20 protein-coding genes and 1 pseudogene are annotated in these 19,048 nt (G+C 49.1%); 16 read left to right on the top strand and 5 right to left on the bottom strand.

Annotated features, from left to right (window positions below):
* Window positions 1–28 precede the first annotated feature (28 nt).
* The 6 genes from A2F46_RS01335 to A2F46_RS01315 all read left to right on the top strand — a co-directional run bounded on the left by A2F46_RS01335 (window position 29) and on the right by A2F46_RS01315 (window position 4,940).
* Window positions 29–877: a LysR family transcriptional regulator gene (locus A2F46_RS01335; RefSeq protein ID WP_066565737.1), complete on the top strand. Its 849-nt coding sequence runs from the start codon at window positions 29–31 to the stop codon at window positions 875–877.
* On the top strand, window positions 877–1,704 hold the full coding sequence (locus A2F46_RS12855; RefSeq protein WP_231867666.1) for a glycerate-2-kinase family protein: 828 nt from the start codon (window positions 877–879) through the stop codon (window positions 1,702–1,704). The genes A2F46_RS01335 and A2F46_RS12855 overlap by 1 nt, the downstream gene beginning before the upstream one ends.
* Window positions 1,620–2,159, top strand: coding sequence for an MOFRL family protein (locus A2F46_RS12850; protein WP_231867665.1), 540 nt, complete (start codon window positions 1,620–1,622; stop codon window positions 2,157–2,159). The genes A2F46_RS12855 and A2F46_RS12850 overlap by 85 nt, the downstream gene beginning before the upstream one ends.
* Before the next feature lie 104 nt (window positions 2,160–2,263).
* Entirely contained in the window at window positions 2,264–3,214 is a 951-nt protein-coding gene (gene ttcA, locus A2F46_RS01325) for a tRNA 2-thiocytidine(32) synthetase TtcA (RefSeq protein ID WP_066565735.1), read from the top strand.
* Window positions 3,215–3,259: 45 nt separating this feature from the next.
* Entirely contained in the window at window positions 3,260–4,501 is a 1,242-nt protein-coding gene (locus tag A2F46_RS01320) for an MFS transporter (RefSeq protein ID WP_066565733.1), read from the top strand.
* A gap of 49 nt (window positions 4,502–4,550) precedes the next feature.
* Window positions 4,551–4,940: a hypothetical protein gene (locus A2F46_RS01315; RefSeq protein ID WP_066565732.1), complete on the top strand. Its 390-nt coding sequence runs from the start codon at window positions 4,551–4,553 to the stop codon at window positions 4,938–4,940.
* On the opposite strand, the gene A2F46_RS12240 is transcribed toward A2F46_RS01315, so the two are convergent.
* The gene (locus A2F46_RS12240; protein WP_156471520.1) at window positions 4,937–5,098 is read right to left on the bottom strand and encodes a hypothetical protein; all 162 of its coding nucleotides are present in this window, start codon (window positions 5,096–5,098) and stop codon (window positions 4,937–4,939) included. The two genes, A2F46_RS01315 and A2F46_RS12240, sit on opposite strands and share 4 nt — an antisense overlap.
* 101 nt (window positions 5,099–5,199) lie before the next feature.
* On the opposite strand from A2F46_RS12240, the gene A2F46_RS01310 reads away from it, so the two are divergent.
* The 3 genes from A2F46_RS01310 to xerD are packed head-to-tail and all read left to right on the top strand — an operon-like array spanning window position 5,200 to window position 7,013.
* Window positions 5,200–5,643, top strand: a complete 444-nt coding sequence (locus A2F46_RS01310) for a peroxiredoxin (RefSeq protein WP_066565730.1) — start codon at window positions 5,200–5,202, stop codon at window positions 5,641–5,643.
* 3 nt (window positions 5,644–5,646) lie between these two features.
* On the top strand, window positions 5,647–6,105 hold the full coding sequence (locus tag A2F46_RS01305; protein ID WP_066565729.1) for a methylated-DNA--[protein]-cysteine S-methyltransferase: 459 nt from the start codon (window positions 5,647–5,649) through the stop codon (window positions 6,103–6,105).
* 35 nt (window positions 6,106–6,140) lie between these two features.
* A complete protein-coding gene (gene xerD / locus A2F46_RS01300; RefSeq protein WP_231867677.1) occupies window positions 6,141–7,013 on the top strand; it encodes a site-specific tyrosine recombinase XerD in 873 nt (290 codons plus the stop codon).
* A 10-nt stretch (window positions 7,014–7,023) separates the two neighbouring features.
* Here the strand turns inward: xerD and A2F46_RS01295 are convergent, their stop codons facing one another.
* The gene (locus A2F46_RS01295; RefSeq protein ID WP_156471519.1) at window positions 7,024–7,788 is read right to left on the bottom strand and encodes a hypothetical protein; all 765 of its coding nucleotides are present in this window, start codon (window positions 7,786–7,788) and stop codon (window positions 7,024–7,026) included.
* Between the two features lie 150 nt (window positions 7,789–7,938).
* On the opposite strand from A2F46_RS01295, the pseudogene A2F46_RS01290 reads away from it, so the two are divergent.
* The 4 genes and pseudogenes from A2F46_RS01290 (at window position 7,939) to A2F46_RS01275 (ending at window position 13,265) form a co-directional block, all read left to right on the top strand.
* Window positions 7,939–9,956 (top strand): annotated as a pseudogene (locus A2F46_RS01290) (LysM peptidoglycan-binding domain-containing protein).
* A gap of 126 nt (window positions 9,957–10,082) precedes the next feature.
* A complete protein-coding gene (locus A2F46_RS01285) occupies window positions 10,083–11,486 on the top strand; it encodes an L-serine ammonia-lyase (RefSeq protein WP_066565906.1) in 1,404 nt (467 codons plus the stop codon).
* Window positions 11,487–11,533: 47 nt separating this feature from the next.
* Window positions 11,534–11,863 (top strand): hypothetical protein, encoded by a 330-nt coding sequence (locus tag A2F46_RS01280; protein WP_066565725.1) that lies wholly within the window; start codon window positions 11,534–11,536, stop codon window positions 11,861–11,863.
* 73 nt (window positions 11,864–11,936) lie between these two features.
* Window positions 11,937–13,265 (top strand): MFS transporter, encoded by a 1,329-nt coding sequence (locus A2F46_RS01275; RefSeq protein ID WP_066565723.1) that lies wholly within the window; start codon window positions 11,937–11,939, stop codon window positions 13,263–13,265.
* Between the two features lie 370 nt (window positions 13,266–13,635).
* Here A2F46_RS01275 and A2F46_RS01265 read toward each other — a convergent pair whose 3' ends face one another.
* A complete protein-coding gene (locus tag A2F46_RS01265) occupies window positions 13,636–15,267 on the bottom strand; it encodes an acyl-CoA synthetase (protein WP_066565719.1) in 1,632 nt (543 codons plus the stop codon).
* A 234-nt stretch (window positions 15,268–15,501) separates the two neighbouring features.
* Window positions 15,502–16,419: an oxygen-dependent coproporphyrinogen oxidase gene (gene hemF, locus A2F46_RS01260; RefSeq protein ID WP_066565904.1), complete on the bottom strand. Its 918-nt coding sequence runs from the start codon at window positions 16,417–16,419 to the stop codon at window positions 15,502–15,504.
* Window positions 16,420–16,741: 322 nt separating this feature from the next.
* On the opposite strand from hemF, the gene grxB reads away from it, so the two are divergent.
* Window positions 16,742–17,389 carry a glutaredoxin 2 gene (gene grxB, locus A2F46_RS01255; RefSeq protein ID WP_066565718.1) on the top strand — a complete coding sequence of 216 codons (648 nt, stop codon included), beginning with the start codon at window positions 16,742–16,744 and terminating at the stop codon, window positions 17,387–17,389.
* Window positions 17,390–17,479: 90 nt separating this feature from the next.
* Here grxB and A2F46_RS01250 read toward each other — a convergent pair whose 3' ends face one another.
* Window positions 17,480–17,869 (bottom strand): hypothetical protein, encoded by a 390-nt coding sequence (locus A2F46_RS01250; RefSeq protein ID WP_066565716.1) that lies wholly within the window; start codon window positions 17,867–17,869, stop codon window positions 17,480–17,482.
* A gap of 80 nt (window positions 17,870–17,949) precedes the next feature.
* Between A2F46_RS01250 and A2F46_RS01245 the strand changes: the two genes are divergently transcribed.
* Entirely contained in the window at window positions 17,950–18,741 is a 792-nt protein-coding gene (locus A2F46_RS01245; RefSeq protein ID WP_066565714.1) for a helix-turn-helix transcriptional regulator, read from the top strand.
* Window positions 18,738–19,019, top strand: coding sequence for an NF038104 family lipoprotein (locus A2F46_RS01240; RefSeq protein ID WP_231867664.1), 282 nt, complete (start codon window positions 18,738–18,740; stop codon window positions 19,017–19,019). The genes A2F46_RS01245 and A2F46_RS01240 overlap by 4 nt, the downstream gene beginning before the upstream one ends.
* Window positions 19,020–19,048 lie beyond the last annotated feature (29 nt).

The raw sequence follows: 19,048 nt of genomic DNA, 5'->3' as shown, positions 1-19,048 counted from the left end.
GATTATTTCCTATTAAGAAAGTATAAGCATGGATACTTTACAAAGTATGTGGGTTTTCCGCCGCGTGGTTGAATTGGGTAGCTTCACCAAAGCCGCTGATTTTATGGATATTTCAACGGCCATGGCGAGCAAGCATGTGCACCATCTGGAAAAAACCATTCAAGCCAAGCTACTGAACCGCACCAGCCGCCGCATCAGCCTCACCGAAGCGGGAGAAACCTACTACCAACGCTGTGTATTGGCGTTAGATACTTTGAATGAAGCTGGCAAAGTGGTACAGGAAGGGACGGTCACGCCGCGTGGCTTACTCAAAATCACGGCACCCGCTTGGGTAGCCACGCCCTATTTTGCGCGCTTGTTGGCTGAATATCGGCAACAATATCCAGAAGTCACTTTGTCCATCAACCTCGACAGCCGCCATATTGATTTGGTGGCTGAGGGCATTGATTTGGCTTTACGCGTCACCAGCCACCCCGAACCCAATTTGATTGTTCGCCCACTCACTCAAGTGGGTTTCCATTGGGTGGCCAGTCCGGGCTACTTAAAACAACATGGAACGCCTGCCGACCTAGCGGATTTACACCAGCATTTGGGCTTGATGCCGACTTATGTCAACATGGACGTCCCCATCCAAATGGCAGTGAGCAGCAATAATGCATTGATGCTGCACCAATTAGCCGTCAGTGGCGCGGGGCTGGCTTACTTGCCCGAATGGATATTAAAAGACGACTTGGCGCAAGGGCGTTTGTCCATCGTATTGCCTGCATTCTCCCGTGAGCAACACACCTTATATGCGGCGTACATGGATCGAGAGTTTCTCAGTGCCAAAGTCCGCAGCCTGATTGATTTTCTGGCACTTAAATGGGATAAACTTTAATGACCACACCGATTTTCAGCACACAAGATGCAATTGGCTGTTTGCAAAACCTATTTAAAGAAACCGTTCAGGCAGCCTTGCCGGAAGGAAAAATTGCCGCATTCCTGCCATCTGAGCGCCCCCAGGGAAAGGTTGTCGTGGTGGGGGCAGGCAAAGCAGCTGCGGCCATGGCAGCAGAACTAGAACAAATTTGGCCTTATGCGGATGTGCCATTAAATGGGGTGGTGGTCACACGTTATGGCCATGGTGTACCCACTCAACACATTCGTGTGTTGGAAGCCAGCCACCCTTTGCCCGATGACGCAGGCGCCGCTGCCGCGCAAGCGCTGCTTGATGCCGTAACGAATTTATCGGCTGAAGATTGGGTGATTTATTTGGTTTCCGGCGGCGCCTCTGCGCTGACTGCACTACCTGCAGAAGGGATAACCCTAGTCGATAAGCAGGCAGTTAATCGCCAATTATTGGTTAGTGGCGCGCCGATAGAAGCGATGAATATCGTACGCAAGCATTTATCACGCATCAAAGGTGGGCGTTTGGCCGAAGCTGCCGCGCCAGCGCAGGTGTTGACACTCGCCATTTCGGATGTGGTGGGCGATGATATCAGCACCATTGGCTCTGGTGCTGCGGTACCCGACAGTAGCACCTTAGACGACGTGGCACGGGTCGTCCGCCAATTTAGCATTGCGTTGCCTGAACATGTGCAACAGTATTTGCGCAGCGCTGAGCTGAAACGCCGAAAACATTGGTCAACCAAAGCCATCACATCATTGCCACCGCCAACCAAGCCTTTGCCAGCGCCACTGAGTGGGCACAAGCAAAAGGCCTGAATGTCCTGTATTTGGGTGACCGCATCAGCGGTGAAGCTCGCGAAGTGGCACAAGTATTGGCTGGTTTGGCTTTGCATATTCAGGCCACCAATAGCCCACTTGTCAAACCAGCCTTGCTCCTCAGTGGCGGCGAAACCACCGTCACCGTACGCAATCACCAAGGCCGAGGTGGGCGCAACAGTGAGTTTTTACTGGCATTGGCGCTCGCACTCAATGGCGCACAAGGCATTTATGCCTTGGCCGCCGACACCGATGGCATTGATGGCAGCGAAGACAACGCTGGGGCTTGGCTCACACCCGACACGATGGCCAAAGCCCAGCTTCACCATTTGGATGCCCACACTTTATTAACCCAAAATCGGGCTTATGACTTTTTTAGTGGCGTCCAACAACTGCTCAAAACAGGTCCTACCCGCACCAATATCAACGATTTTCGTGCCATTTTGATTGTGTAAACACCATCAGTGATCGTAAAAAGCTGCCTGAATGATTCAGGCAGCCATTACCCGAGTGCCCATCGCTGCGTGTACAATACACATTATTTGCTCAGCAATCGGCCATGTCGCACACACCCAAATCCCAATACGAAAACAACAAGCTCCATAAACGATTGCGCCACCAAGTGGGTGCCGCCATCAATGATTTTCGCATGATTGAACATGGCGACAAAGTCATGGTTTGCCTCTCCGGCGGCAAAGACAGCTATGCCCTTCTGGACATTTTGATGGGCCTGCAAAAATCAGCACCCATTGAATTTGAGTTGCTGGCAATCAACTTGGATCAAAAACAACCTGGTTTCCCCACGCACATTTTGCCTGAGTACCTCCAGCAATTGGGTATCCCGTTTCAAATTATCGAAGAAGACACCTACAGCGTGGTCAAACGGGTGATAGAAGAAGGCAAAACAACCTGTGGCTTATGTAGCCGCTTGCGTCGTGGCATTTTGTATCGAGTGGCCAAAGAAACAGGCTGCAATAAAATTGCCTTGGGTCACCACCGCGACGATATTTTGGAAACCTTGTTTCTCAACCTTTTTTACGGTGGCAAATTGAAAGCCATGCCGCCCAAGCTCTTGTCTGACAATGGCGAACATATGGTGATCAGACCTTTGGCTTACGTCAAAGAAAAAGACTTGGTGCGCTATGCCGGAATCAAACAATTCCCCATTATCCCGTGTAATTTGTGTGGTTCTCAGCCCAATCTACAGCGACAAGTGATTAAAGACATGTTGCAGCAATGGGATCAACAATTTCCAGGACGCATTGAATCCATGTTTTCTGCTTTACAAAATGTGGTTCCTTCGCATCTGGCCGACACCGATTTATTTGATTTTCACCATTTGCAACCAGGCCAAATGCTCAAACACGGTGGTGACACCGCGTTTGATAGAGAAGCATTCATCGCCACGCCGCCAGTCGTCAGCAAAACAGATGTAGCTGATGGCATCACGGCCAACCGTGTCATCAATATTCTCGACACGCGCAGCCGCACTTTGCCACAGCAAGCATAATTTCACCATACACCCCCACCAATTAAGGGATAAGGCATACACACCATGAGCAATACCCACTCAGATAAAAAACCACTGACACCCGCCAAAGCGATGGTTGCCGCCATCAGCGGTTATGCCATGGATGGCTTTGATTTACTGATACTGGGGTTCATGCTGCCCGCCATCAGCGCATCGCTGCTGCTGAACCACTCACAGGCAGGCTCATTGGTGACTTGGACACTGATTGGCGCCGTTTTGGGCGGGATCGTGTTCGGTCATTTAAGCGATCGTTACGGACGAATTAAAATTTTGTCTCTAACTATTTTAATGTTTTCTGTTTTTACCGGTCTATGCGCCCTGGCACAAGGTTACTGGGATTTGTTGATCTATCGTACTTTGGCAGGGGTAGGCTTGGGCGGGGAATTTGGCATTGGCATGGCCATGATTGCCGAAGCATGGCCAACAGAAAAACGCAATCGAGCATCGGCATGGGTGGGTATAGGTTGGCAGCTGGGCGTATTGCTGGCAGCTTTTCTCACCCCATTGCTACTCCCTTTAATTGGTTGGCGCGGCATGTTTTTGGTTGGATTAGCACCCGCACTGGTTTCCTGGCTGATTCGCCGCAGTATGGGCGAGCCTCAAGCTTTCGTGCACAGTGCGCAAAAGCAAGAAAACATCTCTTTTCTGTCTCGTTTAAAATTATTGTTTAAAGACAGGCACACCACCAAGGCCAGCTTGGGGATTTTTATTTTGTGTTCGGTACAAAATTTTGGCTACTATGGCCTGATGATTTGGATGCCTGCATATTTGGCATCTAATTTCGGCTTTAGCCTAACCAAATCAGGCCTGTGGACAGCCGTAACCGTGATTGGCATGACTGTGGGGATCTGGCTATTTGGTGTATTGGCAGATCGATTTGCCCGCTGGAAAATTTTTCTGTTGTATCAAGCGGGCGCAGCCATCATGGTTATCATCTATGCACAACTCACCAATCCCACGGTCATGCTCTTTGCTGGCGCCGTAATGGGGCTGTTTGTCAATGGCATGATTGGTGGCTATGGTGCGCTAATCTCCGATACTTTTGAACCCCAAGTGCGTGCCACCGCACAAAATGTTTTATTCAATTTAGGCCGCGGCGTGGGCGGGTTCGGCCCTTTGGTGATTGGCCTATTGGTATCGCAGTGGTCATTTATCGCAGCCATCTCGTTACTGGCCGTGATTTATCTACTGGATATTCTGGCCACTTTATTTTTACTGCCCAAAAAACACAGCCAAGGTGACGATACATTGGGCGCCATTGGCTGAATATTAAGTTAAAAATAAATGCCTTCCATTTTGAGTCTAGGAAAATATAATGCATCATTTTACTCATGTCATTTTATTCACCGACGCAGACGGTTATGCGCGTTTTCGTGAAGAGCCCATTGCGTTAACCGAGGGCAATGAAAAAAGCCGCTTATCACCATGGCTGGCTGCCAATGGGCTGCAACTGCGCCAAAGCCCTGTGGGCTTTACCAGCGATTTTCATTGCACGGGCAAAGCGCAATGGCTTTTTGTGTTGCAAGGCATTATGGAAATAGGTTTACGCGATGGTAGTACCCGCCGCTTTGGCCCAGGACAACATTTTTACTCGGCCGATACCTTGCCTGAAGGCGCGATTTTTGATAACAACATTCATGGTCATTGCAGCCGTTTGATTGGCGACCAGCCATTGATTACGGCATTTGTTCGTGGCGACGATTAATGGCCAAAGCCAACATGGGGTCTACACGACAACACATCAACCCGTGCGTCTGGCCGTATGGTGGGCAAAACCTTATTGAATTTTCCCACCCAAATCTGCCATGCCAGAGTGTGGATGTAAACCAGTAAAACACGACGACCATCAATTCTCACCAACATGCAGGCTACTTCGTTGTTGACCAAACCAACCTAGATGTCTTTAGCAAACCGTATATTTTATTTCACATGCAATTGTGTTTACCCCATTCAGGAGCATCGAGATGAACGAAAAAATGCTGTTTACCCTACCCGACACTGAAGGCCAAATTTTTCAGGCAGCCGAACATCTGCCGCTGGTGGTGTATTTTTACCCCAAAGACAGCACACCCGGTTGCACCACCGAGGCACAGGAATTTAGTGCCTTGTTGCCTGAGTTCCAAAAGTTGGGTTACACCGTGGTTGGCATCTCACGCGACACCGCCAAAAGCCACCATAATTTTGTTTGCAAATATGCGCTCAATGTGACCTTGTTGTCAGATGTCGACGAAACAGTCTGCCATCAATTTGATGTGATTCATGAAAAAAATATGTATGGCAAAAAAGTTATGGGCTTGGTGCGCAGTACATTCATATTGGATGAGCAAGGCCATATTGCGCATGAGTGGCGCAAAGTCAAAGCCGCAGGCCATGCTCAAGCAGTGCTGGATACCATTAAAGGTGCATAGCCCATGTACAGTCGCCAATATACTGCGCCGTGCTGCCCACTGCGCTTGGATTTCGATGATGCAGACCGATTAACCGGTCTACATTGGCAGCATCAACCCATGCCTTGGCTAACCACCCTGAGCGGCCATTGGGCGGCACAACTGGATGCCTATTTTTCAGGCAGCCTGAAGGCTTTTGATTACCCAGTTTCAGCCCAAGGAACAGCATTTCAACAACGAGTCTGGCAGGCCATCGCGTCCATTCCATACGGCCAAGTAGCCAGTTATGGCGACATCGCCAAGCTCATTGGCAGTGCACCACGCGCCGTAGGCCAAGCATGCGGCAAAAATCCTTTGCCCATCGTCGTGCCATGTCACCGCGTTGTAGCAAGCCATGGCTTAGGCGGTTTTGGCTTGGGCAACAACGAATCTGATTTGGCCATCAAAAAATGGCTACTGGCCCACGAGGGCGCACAGTGGTAGCACCCTCCCAAAACCAACAAAAGCTGCCTGAAAATATAACACAGCCAATTGAAAGCCTACTCGAGCATTTATGGCTCAGCGAGCAGTTATCCACCAATACGCTCAATAGCTATCGGCGTGATTTGTGTAAAGTAGCACGGCGATTACAGGCAGATAAACTCGATTGGCTATCGGTTAATGACCTGCAACTGGCAGCCGCGGTATTTGTGGCCGAAGAAAAACCCAGCTCGCAGGCGCGTGCGCTGTCAGCGTGTAAACGTTTGTTTGACTATTTACAGGTTTATGGGCAACGGGCTGATTTGCCCACGGCACACCTAAGCTCACCCAAATTGGGACGCCACCTCCCCGCCATCATCACCGAAGCACACATCGATGCCCTGCTCGCCACACCCATCACCGACAATCCATTGGGTTTGCGCGACAAGGCCTTGCTGGAATTGATGTATGCCACCGGTTTGCGGGTGAGCGAAGCGGTACAATTGCAACTGGTCGAAATGGACTTAAACCGAGGCCTCATCAGCACCATAGGCAAAGGCAACAAACAGCGTCTGGTGCCACTGGGTGAAGAAGCCGTGTATTGGTTGCAGCGGTATCTGGCTGATGCGCGTCTTTTTTTACTCAAAGGACGCGCCTGCGACGCGCTGTTTGTGAGCCAAAAAAAGGTCGCGATGAGTCGCCAGCTGGCATGGATGATTGTCAACAAATATGCTCAAGCAGCAGGCATCCAGCATCTAAGTCCGCATGGTTTGCGCCATGCCTTTGCCACTCATTTGGTGAATCATGGGGCTGATTTACGTGTGGTGCAAATGCTGTTGGGCCATGCCGATATTGGCACCACCCAAATCTACACCCATGTCGCGAATGAGCGTTTGAAAAGCATGGTGCACGAACATCATCCGCGTGGTTAACCGATTAGCGCTAGAGATGATTGCTTTTATCTAGGCAAGATCGCACGGCACCATGATTTTTAGTGGCCGCTTCCCAACCCAAATTCGCTTGTTTTTTGAGCACTTCTACGGCCTGAGGCAAAGGTGTCAACACCATAGTCTCTTTGGTATACACCGCGCCAAATTGTGCTGCCAAATGAGGCCACCAACGATTGCCCATGAGTTCCCACACCGATTGCGATTCCTCGGCTTGAACGCGCAACCGATAACCCATAAATTGCGCTTCGCTTAAGGTAAATCCATGTTTCTGGAAAAGTTGCTGCACACTTTGTGCCGTATGGTGATGCAGCCCACGTAAATTAGCATGGTGCCCATACCATAAACGCCAATAGCCGCAGGCATTTAAGCCAGTAATCACTATCTGTCCACCTGGCGCAAGAATGCGGTGCAATTCACGCATCACGCATTCAGGTTGAACACAACCATCTAGACCGTATGGCCAAATCACCGTATTGATACTGTGCGTTGCCCAAGGCATGGCATCATAAGCAGCCACAACATCAGTTTTACTTGTTGCAATCGTAGCTGAGGCTGCCTGAAACAAAAATTGACCTGCAAACGCACTGTCAACAGGCAATGGCAAGTTCGCCGCACCCAATTGCAATACGGTGGACAACGGTGCACGTGTCAACTTATCCATCACAAATGCTTGTGTTTGCTGCAGCATATAGTGGCCAAATGGACTGCCGTGTAACCAAGTAAGCAGTCCAGATTCGCAGTCATTGGGCATCTGCACGCAACCTCTCATTAAAAAATATCAATAAAATCAGTACTCATACTGTACTTTAAAATATGGCAAAAACTGTAAAAATAGCACGCTAAGCCTTGACCATCTTGGCATCAGCCTTAGTATCGGTAAGATTTTTATCATTATTAATGGTTTCATATGGCTCATCTTAAGCACATGGTACTGGCATTAACTGGTTTGGTACTGGCCCCGTCTTTCTCTTTTGCACAAACTTACAACAGCAACAGCGTGGGCTTGTCCATCATGAATTTGAACTCGGCAATCCTAAAAGGCCAAGCCTTATCCATGGGTGATATTTGGGGACGAATGCGCCAAGATTTCCGTATGACCGAGGTTAACCCGGAAATTATTCGCCGCCAAGAGCAGTATTATGCCAGTAAAAGCGCTTATTTTAATCGCACCATAGACCGCAGTCAGCCTTATCTTTACCATATTTTAACTGAAGTCGAAAAACGCCAAATGCCGGCAGAAATTGCCCTGCTGCCATTTATCGAAAGTGCTTTTGTCACCAAAGCAAAATCGCCCGTAGGCGCTTCTGGTCTGTGGCAGTTCATGCCCGCCACAGGGAGGCACTATGGCTTAGAGCAGACCACTTTATATGATGGGCGCCATGATGTGTACGCGGCTACCGATGCCGCTTTAAATTATTTACAATACTTATATGCCTATTTGGCGATTGGTCCTTGGCATTGGCCGCATACAATTGGGGTGAAGGTAATGTGGGGAAAGCAGTGGCGCGTGCGCAGGCAGCGGGGTTAGATCCCACGTACGACAACCTGCGTATGCCTAATGAAACACGTAATTATGTGCCCAAGCTGTTGGCTGTGCGCAATATCATCAACAACCCACAAGCATTCAGCGTTAATCTCGCTAAAATCGACAACAAACCCTATTTCCAAGCCATCAATGTCGAGCAGCCGCTGGACATTCAGTCTGCTGCACGTTTAGCCAACATTTCCACCAATGAATTTTTGGCGCTCAACCCAAGCTTCAACGGCCCCGTATTCGTTCCCAAAAACAATCGAAAAATGCTGCTCCCCATCAGCGCCATCAATACATTTGAAAACAATTACCGCAAAGCAGACAAAAGCAGCTTGCTGTCTTGGAATTTATATACCACGCTATCCAACACCAACGTGGCTGATTTAGCCATGCAAAGTGGCATGAGCGCCAGTGAAATCAAACGGCTGAATGGCATCAGTGGTAATACCATTGCAGCAGGGCGCAGCGTATTGTTAAGCAAAAATAGCATGGCAACACCGGCATTAAGCTCCTTTGCCAACAATGACTCAGATGATTTACTGCGACCAGCGATGGCTAAAGCTGACATGGCGCCAGTCTTGCCAGCGCGCAGTTTGGCTAATGTCAAAGTAAACGTACCAGCAACACCCGTTCAAGCGGTGCCTCTTTTGGCGCAAGCGCCTGTGACAGCTGCTGCTCCGATACGCACTACCCAATTAACACAAATCGCTGCACTTCCGTCCACGCCCGCCATCACCATCAGCCAAGCACCTGTGAGTGCGGCCCCCGCTACTGTATTGGCACAGGCGATGCCAGCTGCGCCAATAAACTCAGGTTCACCTGAAATCAGTCGTCATGAAAGCGTGGCTTCAATCAGTAACACCCCTATCAGCAACACGACTCTAGTCGATCCGCTGTTGACGCTGGCACAAGAATCCAGCTTGAAATTAAATGCAGCCGAATCGGTGCAAGATGCCTTGGCCAAAGCCGAAATGGAAGAAAACCGCCAAGCGCGCTTGGCGCAAGCCCGTGCTGAACGAGCGGCCAAATTGGCGGCCAATGCTGTCAAAAATGACACCGATGATGAGCGCGCACCCAAAACCCACAAAGTAGCATCGGGCGAAACTTTATTTGCCATCGCTCAGCGCTATAATTTAAATGTAGCTGATTTGGTGACAGCTAACCGCTTAAAAGGCAGTAACATTCACGCAGGCCAAGTCTTGAATGTGGCCTTAGATGGTCGCAACACCTTGTCCAAATCCAGCAGCGTGCGTCAAGTGTCTTATACAGTAAAACGCGGTGACACACTGACTTCAATTGCAGCACAGCTGAATATGCCAGTAAGCAGTCTGCAAAAATTGAATAAGGGTGAGAATATTCGCCCAGGCCAGAAAATCAAACTCACCAATCTGTAATTCCCTTAAGCAAACCCAAAGCAGCGCCACAAGGCGCTGCTTTTTTATGATGAGTGATCCAGCCAACAATTGACGGCAACGCTTTAGCCGTTATACTGGCACACATTCCATTCATCGATGTATGCCATGATCAGTGTGACCGATGTTTTCAAAATTGGCTTGGGGCCGTCTAGCTCGCATACGGTAGGCCCCATGCGTGCTGCGGCACACTTTGCCGCCTCTTTGGCTCGCCAGCAACAGTTATGGCAAACACAACGTGTCGCCGTCGAAATCTATGGCTCATTGGCGCTCACAGGTCTAGGGCATGGCACGTTTGACGCGATTATTTTAGGTTTGGAAGGCGCTGATCCTCAAAGCATAGACTTGGACAGCGTCGCACAGCGATTAGCCGACATTGAAACACAAGGTAAACTCAAGCTCGCGGGCCAACAACCATTGCAATTTGAATCCGCTCGGGATTTAGCAGTACGCTACGATGAAATTCTACCCAAGCATCCCAATGGTCTTATTTTTACGGCTTATGACGATCAGGAATCGGCTATTTCCCGTGAAACATACTATTCGATTGGTGGTGGCTTTATCGTGACTGAAGATGAATTTGGTCATGCGAGCGAAACCTCAGTTGCTGTGCCTTATCCATTCAATAATGCCGAAGAATTGTTTGCATTCTGCCAACAGCAAAATTTAACCGTAGCGCAATTGGTCATGGCCAATGAGATGATGCTGCATCAATGCAGCGCAGATGAAATACGAAAACGAGTAACCCACATCGCTACAGTGATGCAGGCATGTGTTGCGCGCGGCTTAACAACGAGGGGTATTTTGCCGGGCGGCCTGCAGGTACAACGTCGAGCGCCACAACTGGCGGAACAATTACAAAAGCTGCATGATGCCAATCAGGTCAATACCCAATTGTGGCCAATGGTATATGCTATGGCCGTCAATGAGGAAAACGCAGCTGGTGGCCGAGTGGTCACTGCACCTACCAATGGCGCCGCTGGGGTCATCCCAGCGGTATTGGCTTATTATCGACGTTTTCACCCTCTTTGCCATGATGACGGTGTGGTAGATTTCCTGCTTACAGCGGGTGCTGTGGGCATTTTATACAAAACCAATGCCTCTATTTCAGGTGCCGATGTGGGCTGCCAAGGCGAAGTAGGCGTGGCGTGCTCCATGGCTGCGGCGGCTTTTGCTGCCGTGAGCGGGGGTAGCTTAAAACAAATTGAAAACGCAGCAGAAATGGCTATGGAACACCATTTGGGGCTCACTTGCGACCCGGTAGGCGGGTTGGTACAAATTCCGTGCATCGAGCGCAATGGTATCGCCGCCGAAAAAGCCATCAAATTGGCACAATTGGCCTTATTGGAAAGCGGTACACACCAGAAGGTGAGCTTAGACATGGTGATTAAAACCATGCTGGCTACTGGACGCGACATGAAATCTACCTACAAAGAAACGTCATTGGCGGGCTTGGCCAGTACCCTCAAACAAAAAGCCGTGACCGTTTCAGTGCGGGTGGTTGAGTGCTGAAACCGTTCAGGCAACCCAATAATAAATGCCCAAAACCGAGATAAAGAATGTATTACTACAGCATAGAAAATGAAGATGCCCAGCATTTGGGGTTTTTGGTTGTGATGGGCCATGATCCAGAAGCCAATGCACAACATTGCGAAAGCGGGTTTTTCGCGCTCAAGGCCCAGGCAGATGAAGCAGTGCAGCATACTTACCAAGCCGCTTGGCGGGTGTTGCAACAGCGCAGCAAGCAAGAAGGACTCTGCTGGCAAAAACAAGCAGACTATTTGCTACTCAGTGATGCCGAAGGGGCCGTGATTGGCCGCCTACAACATCAATATCTGCGTTTAGATAACCAGCAATACATGTTATCAGACCTCACTGGAACGCTTTAATGACTGCTTCGAATAATCCACGGCAGGCTGTTTCAGGCAACCTGTTAAATTGCACGGAAAATCCAAGGTTAACATGAGTACCCCTGACACCATTAAACGCACAGGCCAGTTTGCCTTTGCCCGATCCCGCCGCTTTGCTCCTTTGTTTGCCACTCAGTTTTTGGGGGCCTTCAATGATAATTTGTTTAAAACCGCCCTATTTGTGCTCATCAGTTTTTATGGTTTGGGCTCCAACGCTTGGTTGCCTGCAAGTCAAATGCTTAATCTTGGCGCTTTATTGTTTATTCTGCCTTATTTTCTATTTTCCGCATTGTCTGGGCAATTGAGCAATAAGTTTGATAAAGCCATACTGGCACGTTGGGTCAAGCTCGGGGAAATTGCCATTATGCTGTTGGCGGCATTCGGTTTTTGGTGGCATTCTGCCGCTGTGTTATTGATGTGCTTATTTTTAATGGGCTTGCAATCCACGCTATTTGGCCCATTAAAATACGCCATCTTGCCCGATTACTTAAAAAGCCGTGAGCTCCTTTCTGGCAATAGCCTCATCGAAAGCGGCACATTCTTGGCCATCCTATTGGGCCAAATTCTGGGTACGCTACTGGCTGGGGCTGATACGCATTGGATTATTGCCTCGGTATTGTTGGTGGCGGCATTGGGTCAAGCCAGCAGTCTGTTTATGCCAAAGGTAGCCGCCAAAGCACCCAATACGGCCATTGATGCCCATGTATTTCGCTCGACTTGGCAGCTACTGCGTGCCACTTGGGCACAAAAAGAGTTGATGGTTGCCATCATCGGCATTTCATGGTTTTGGTTTATTGGTTCGGTCTACACCACGCAACTGCCCACTTACACTCGCCTTAATTTAGGCGGCGATGAAAGTGTGTTCAATCTCATGCTCACGTTGTTTTCTATTGGCATTGGCCTAGGCTCGATTGTCTGTGCCAAACTCAGTCATGAAAAACTGCACTTGAGTTTAGTGGTACCGGGCACGCTGGGGATGACTGTATTTGGCTTGTGCTTAGTATGGCTCACACATGGCCAGCACTACACCGTGACCCAAAATTGGGCTGATTTTTTACTCCGCGCCAATGCCTGGCCAATAATGGGTTGTATTACTGCGTTGGGCTTATTTGGCGGCTTCTTTTCAGTGCCTTTGTATACTTGGCTGCAAACCAGCAGCAGTGATGAATTTCGTGCCCATGCTGTGGCCGCCAATAATATTGTCAACGGGCTGTTTATGGTGGCGGCCGCCTTAATTAGTTCTGTGCTGATTTGGTTATTTGACAGCATCAATTTACTTTATTTGGTGGTGGCTGTAGGCAATGTGGTGCTACTCCTGTATTTACTCACAGCCACTTCCTCGGTGCGTGATGATGTGAACGCTTTTTTCTGGCGTCACTGACCATGCAACAACACGGCCATCTATGCTATGAGTGGCATGCATCGAAGTGGCAAAGCCAATTGAAGTGGCAAAGCCATGAGCGTTGCAAACAGCAACACTTCTATGGCATCATGGTGAAGCCCTATATTTTTAATGGCTTCATCAAGCAGCAACGGTTTCGGATCGGGGGAATAAATTATCCCGCACACCATTAACCTCAAAAACACGCCACGATAAAAATACAACGATGGCAGACCGAATATCTACTTCAGGCAACCTTTTTCAAACAATAAAAATTGATCAACAAATCCATCCTGATCATTGCTGAAAGATAAAAAATGCCCCATAACGGGGCATGATATATTTACCAGTAGTAGTGTAAAACATGAATTTAAATCCGACTTGTGTGCTCTTTTGCCAGTCGCCGTAATTCGAATTTCTGTATTTTCCCAGTTGCCGTTTTTGGCAATTCACCAAAAATAATCTTTTTGGGCACCTTAAACCGGGCCAGATGCTCACGGCACCAATCCAGTAGCGCCTGCTCCGTTAGCGATGCATCGGGTTTGATTTCCACAAATGCCACCGGCACCTCCCCCCATTTTTCATCCGACACAGCCACGACCGCCGCATTCATAACGGCGGGATGCTTATAAACCACATCTTCCACCTCAATACTGGAAATATTTTCACCGCCCGAAATAATGATGTCCTTGCTGCGGTCTTTAATCTGCACATAACCATCGGCATATTGCACCCCCAAATCGCCGGTATGAAACCAACCATCGGCAAACGCTTTTTGAGTGGCTTCCGGATTTTTCAGGTAGCCTTTCATGACAATATTGCCACGAAACATCAATTCCCCCATGTCTTCGCCGTCCGCGCATACAGCAGTCATATTTTCTTCATGGAATACCTGCAACCCCGCCTGTAAACTGCCACGCATACCTTGTCGCGCTTTCATGCTGGCCCGTTCACTAATTGATAGATCATGCCATTCTTCGTGCGCCACGCACACCGCTGAAGGACCATAGGTTTCAGTTAACCCATACACATGGGTGATATCGAAATCCATTTGTTCCATACTCGCCAACACAGCTTCCGGCGGCGCGGCACCAGCCACCAATCCTTTAACCGAATGCTCAATACCGGCTTTCTGGGCTTCAGGCGCATGAGCCAACGCCGCATGTACAATAGGCGCGGCACAATAATGGCTGACTTGATGCTCGCGAATCAAATCCAAACAGAGCTTGGGTTCAAATTTACGCAGACACACATTGACTCCTGCACGCGCTGCAATGGTCCATGCAAAACACCAGCCATTGCAATGAAACAGCGGCAAAGTCCACAAATACACAGGGAATTTGGCCATGTCCCACTCGAGTATATTGGACAAAGCATTGATGGCTGCGCCCCGATGATGATAGACCACCCCTTTGGGATTACCTGTGGTGCCAGAGGTGTAATTCAGCGCAATGGCATCCCATTCATCGTCAGGCCACACCCAGTCATCGGTATTGCGTGCACGCGCCAAAAAATGCTCATATTCATCATCGCCATAATGCGCCACATCGACTGGCCCCAAAAGATCATTCACTTGAATGACGTTCAATGTAGGCATGTGCGTTTTAATGCGGGGAATATAGGCAGCGAATTCACTGTCCACCAACAATACCTTGGCCTCTCCATGCTGCAAACAAAAAATCAGCCCCTCCACATCCAAACGAATATTGAGCGCACACAAGACACCACCCGACATGGGCACACCAAAATGCGCTTCAATCATGGCAGGTGTATTGGGCAGCAATACTGCGACCGTGTCATTTCGGCCGATACCCACTTGGCGCAAAGCAGATGCCAATTGGCGGCAACGATCATAGGTTTTGCCCCAAGTCTGGCGCAGATGGCCATGGATAATGGCCGTTTTATCACCATATACCTCAGCAGTGCGCTTCAAATAATCAATGGGGGTTAATGGGGCGTGATTGGCCGCATTGCGCGCCAAGCCGGTATCAAAATCGGCCATGTGTTTCTCCTTATCCTTTTTCTTCTCTATAAAAAGGCTGCCTGAATACTCATGCAGCCTCCATCGTTGGCCTCATGCCGTCAATGGTTCATACTTTTTATTGTGGTTAACTACTTGTATCAACAACCTTCATCACGTACATGACTATATGATCATGTTTTGATCACGGCGGTTGTCAATCATTTTGGGTTATAACACTAAAATCAGGCCATGTCATGACCTTCTATTGAGACATTAATGCTGTTCCGAGAGCCAGTTACGGGCTACTAGATATTCATTTAAGCGGGCTTCTGGCGTATTTGCTTGGGGTTGATGGTTATAGTCAAAACGCACCAATGGCGGCATAGACATCAAAATGGATTCTGTGCGCCCCCCACTTTGCAATCCGAAATGCGTCCCCCGATCCCACACTAAATTAAATTCCACATAGCGACCGCGTCGATATAATTGAAATTGTCGCTCACGTTCACCAAACGGCGTATTTTTTCGCCTCGAAACAATGGGCAAGTAAGCATGCAAATACCCTTCTCCTACCGCCTGCATCAACGAGAAACAAGTTGTAAAATCCCAGCGATTAAGATCATCGAAAAATAATCCCCCGACGCCGCGTGCCTCCTGGCGGTGTGGTAAGTAAAAATAATCATCGCACCATTGCTTAAACTCGTGGTAGATGCTGTCACCAAAAGGTTGGCACAAAGCTTGAGCCACTCGATGCCAATGCATAATATCTTCATCCACAGGATAAAATGGCGTCAAATCAAACCCGCCACCAAACCACCATACTGGCTCCGCATCCGCTGGATAAGCCACAAAAAAACGAACATTGGCATGGCTAGTGGGCACATAAGGATTATGGGGATGCACCACCAAAGACACGCCCATAGCCTCAAATGGCGCACCAGCCAACTGAGGACGCTGCGCTGTGGCCGAGGCCGGCATGGCATCGGCTTTGACGTGGGAAAAGTTCACACCTGCCTGTTCAAACACCGCACCGTGGCGCAACACCATAGTGCGCCCTTGTCCCAAACGACTTTGCCATTCATCCGTTTCAAAAATGGCCCCGCCATCTTCTGCGGCCAAAGCATGGCATATCTGCGTTTGCAATTGACGTAAAAAATGTCTCACTTGAGCTACTGGCAAAGTATCAGCCATATTGGTGTCCTTATCGAAAATCATTATTGTATCCGTTGTGTGCATTGGCGCCTCAGCGAACCACTCACGCCAATGCACCCACTGTACATGCCGATTTCACATGCGCATCAGCACACCCGCTATTCACTTTAGGCTAATGAACCTAGGTGGCATAAAACTGAAGATACACAGTATCACACACGGTTTCAGACAACCTGCCCATCAGACCAAAACCAATCTCATTCGTCTTCACCGCCCACATGCAACAGGCTTCGCCGTTTCATACCATCAGGCTTGCATTATCGCCAACTCGCCCCCATTACTTCTATCTCAAGGAGGCAAAATGAAACTATACACTTACGATCATTGCCCGTTTTGTGTGCGTGCGCGCATGATTTTTGGCCTGAAACAGGTACCTCTCGATAATACGGTCTTGCTCAATGATGATGAAGACACCCCCATCCGGTTGGTGGGGAAAAAACTGGTACCCATTGTGATTAAACCTGACGGCACAGCCATGGGCGAAAGCTTAGATATTGTCCATTATATTGATGCCTATGCTGGCGGACAGCAATTGGATGCGCACATTCGTCCAGAAATAGAGCAATGGCTACACACGGTGGGCGAATACAGCAATCGCTTAACCATGCCTCGTTGTACCCAAATTGGGCTGCCTGAATTTGCCACACAAGCGGCCATTGACTACTTTACCCGCAAGAAAACCGAATACATTGGTGATTTTAGCGAAAATTTAGCCAACACCCCAGCATTGCTGAAACGCCTAAATGTAGACTTGCTACAACTGGTGTCTTGGGTTCAATCGCATCAGGCCTTAAATGGTCAATTGGGCCTAGAAGATATCATTACCTTCCCCATTCTGCGCGGTTTGACCATGGTTAAAGGAATTGAGTGGCCGCCAGCCGTGCGTGCTTATGTTGAAAGCATGAGCCAGCAAAGCCGTGTGCCTTTATTTGACAGCAAAGCCATTTAGTTGCCTCGAGCCTGAGCATGGCTCAGCTCATGATGCCAACGAGGTTGCCTGAAAACCTGCGTCATTTTACATTGGCGCGGGTTTTCGTGATTAAAGCACACGGATACTGCCCAAGTGTTGATCTTCGGCAGCCGCCGCATGGGTTAGTTCCACACAGCCACCAATTAGCCCATTCCTGATGGAAAAATCAGCCAAAACCAAAACGCGGCCGCAACTGCCATCTGGGCGTTGCACCGTCACACGATGGTGTGAAAACACATGTGATTGATTGCCCATTAACGTGATGAATTCCAATTGCTTGATGTGCACCTTTTGTTGCAAAACCATTAAATGTTGCTGAAATTGAGCAAAATCGCTGTGAACCTCATTGGTCCATTGTTCATAATCAGGGCAGAAAAACTGGGCCACAGTGGGCACATCAGTATGGCCTGCCACCAGTAGCGTGTGCAAAGCATCGCGGACCAGTTGTGTATTGTGCATGGAATGCTCCTAAAATCAGTGAATACGATTGACTATAGCGCGCCCCGCTGCGTGCCCGTGAGGAAGAAGGAGTAAAATTTGTGGCCAAATCAGTCAAACGCAGCCAACCACCTCTATGGCAACAATATCCAAACCCTGACCAGTCATTCAACGCTGTAGTCAGACATTATTCACAGCAAACAGACGTTGAGTGGCACCAACATTCTTGGTTACAGGCCTATTGGGTGCATTCGGGCGTGGTTCATGTGTTTTTACAGACGCATTTGCAGTTGGCCGCACCAGGACAATTGTTGCTGCTGGCACCACACACACAACACGGAGCTTACTTTCCAAAGCATACTCGCCTAATCGCCCTAAATTGGCGGCCCAATATTGCTACTGACATCAATGGCGCGATCCTAACAACATGCCCTGCTTTCTTGGCGGCGTTATTACAACAAGCCGCTGACAATAGGCCATCAACACATCTTTACCAATCGGCTCTGCAAACTCTATTCGCGACTGAATTGCAGCTTGTATGCACATCCATACCGGTCGCTGCCGAGCCCCCCATTCCGTTGCCCCAACACAAAATGCTGCGCCGTCTGTTGATCCGGTATATACAAGGGCCTAAGCCTGCCGAAACATTGGCGCAATTGTGCCGACATGTGGGCAGCAGTGAGAGTACGGTGCAAAGGCTATTTCAACAGCAATTGGGTATGTCGTTTCGACAATGGAAACAGGCGTATCATGCGGAGAAAGCAAAACGATTGCTTTCTTCCGGCGCCAGCATGACCGATATTGCCGAAGCATTGGGCATGGCCGATGCTTCATCGGTGTACAAAATGCTCAAGCGCCTACAGCCCATCAAGGAACCGTCAACCCCATCATGAAAAAGCTCACTCAATTCCACGTCATTCGTAGCACAAGCATGAACATCGTCATTTTACTGACATTGTTTGCTGGTTTACTCAGTCTGCAAGGCTGTGTCACCAAACTGGTTACCGTGCCCGTGAAGGTGGTCTATGGCACCACGAAATTGGTGGCCAAAGGCACGTATCATGCCGTTAAAGCGGTCATTCCGGATGGTCAAAAAAAGAACGAAGCAGAAGCGCATAAAAACGACTCTAGTAATGCCACAGAACCAACGGCAACCCCAATTAGCGAGTGAGCTAGGCTGTTCAGGCAGCCTTGTCGGCC

This window comes from Snodgrassella sp. CFCC 13594 (assembly GCF_001590725.1).
Taxonomy (GTDB): Bacteria; Pseudomonadota; Gammaproteobacteria; order Burkholderiales; family Neisseriaceae; genus Snodgrassella.
This window is presented reverse-complemented; position numbering and strand designations above follow the sequence as displayed.